The sequence below is a fragment of the Sphingomonas sp. SRI_018 genome, assembly GCF_057586275.1.
The window spans coordinates 1-1,513 of the sequence record NZ_JBYCZO010000011.1 but is presented as its reverse complement, the minus strand read 5'-3'; the positions used below and the strand labels follow the sequence as shown (position 1 = coordinate 1,513).

Sequence of the window (1,513 nt, the reverse complement as noted above, 5' to 3'; positions counted from 1 at the left end):
TGACGCCGACGCGGATGCTGACGCCGACGCGGATGCTGACGCCGACGCGGATGCTGACGCCGATGCGGATGCTGACGCCGATGCGGATGCTGACGCCGATGCGGATGCCGATGCCGATGCGGACGCTGACGCTGACGCCGATGCGGACGCTGACGCTGACGCCGATGCGGATGCTGACGCCGACGCGGATGCCGATGCCGACACCGAAGCTCCGCCTCCGCCTACGGCGACGGTCAACGCCACGGGCACGGCGGTGACGGGAGATGGTGAGCCCGGTGCTACCGTTCAGATCTACTCGCCTGACGGCACATTGATCGGGACGGGAACGGTTGCCGCGGACGGGTCCTATTCGGCGGCCGTCTCACCGGCGCAGACCAACGGCGAGAGGCTGACCGTCACGCAGACCGATGCTGCGGGGAACGTCTCCGATCCGACCATCGCACTGGCGCCCGACATCACCGCGCCCGACGCGCCGACCGCGGAGGTCAACGATGCCGGCACCGTGGTGACGGGCCGGGGCGAGCCCGGCGCCACTGTCACCATCCGCGATCCGGCGGGCACCGTCATCGGTACGGGCCCGGTCGGCACGGACGGCACCTATACGATCACGCTCACGACGCCGCAGACCAATGGTGAGAGTCTGACGGCCACGCAAGCGGATGCTGCCGGGAACGTCTCCGATCCCACGGCGGCGCTCGCCCCCGATCTGACCGCGCCATCAGCCCCTTCGGCGACGGTGGACGCCACCGGTACGACCGTGACCGGCGAAGGCGAAGCGGGGGCGAGCATCACTGTCCGCGATCCTGGCGGCAACGTCATCGGTACGGGGACGGTCGATGCCGACGGCCATTATTCGGTCACGCTGACGACTCCGCAGACGAACGGGGAAAGCCTGTCGGTCACGCAGAGCGACGCTGCGGGGAACGTCTCCGATCCGACGACAGCGCTGGCACCCGACATCACCGCGCCGGATGCGCCGACGGCCGATGTCAACGACACCGGCACGGTGGTGACCGGCACCGGCGAGCCCGGAGCAACGGTGGAGGTGCGTGATCCGGACGGCAATCTGATCGGGACCGGCACTGTCGATCCCGACGGCAACTACACGGTGACGCTGACGGAGCCGCAAGCCAACGGCGAGACGGTGACGGTCACGCAGACGGATCCGGCGGGCAACATCTCCGATCCCACGACGGCGTTGGCACCCGACATCACCGCGCCCGATGCGCCCACCGACCTTGCGGTGAGCGATGACGGCACCGTGCTGACCGGCACCGGTGAGCCTGGCGCCAGCGTCGAGGTCACGGACGAGAATGGCGCGGTGATCGGCACCGGCGCGGTCAATCCGGACGGCAGCTTCTCGGTGACATTGACTGAACCCCAGGTCAGCGGCGAGACGCTGGGCGTCACCCAGACCGACGCCGCCGGCAACGAATCTCCCCAGGCGGACGTCGTCGCCCCGTTCGACATCGACGCGTTCGATAACAGCGCTACGGCTGGGATCGACCTGGTA

General features: G+C 69.1%; 2 protein-coding genes. Both read left to right on the top strand.

The window, feature by feature from the left end:
• Positions 1–257 (top strand): hypothetical protein (locus tag AC2YHA_RS19465; RefSeq protein WP_487402975.1); only part of this gene is annotated, 257 nt, incomplete at its 5' end.
• The coding region (locus AC2YHA_RS19460) for an Ig-like domain-containing protein (protein WP_487402974.1) at positions 254–1,513 on the top strand (1,260 nt) is incomplete at its 3' end. The genes AC2YHA_RS19465 and AC2YHA_RS19460, both read left to right, overlap by 4 nt.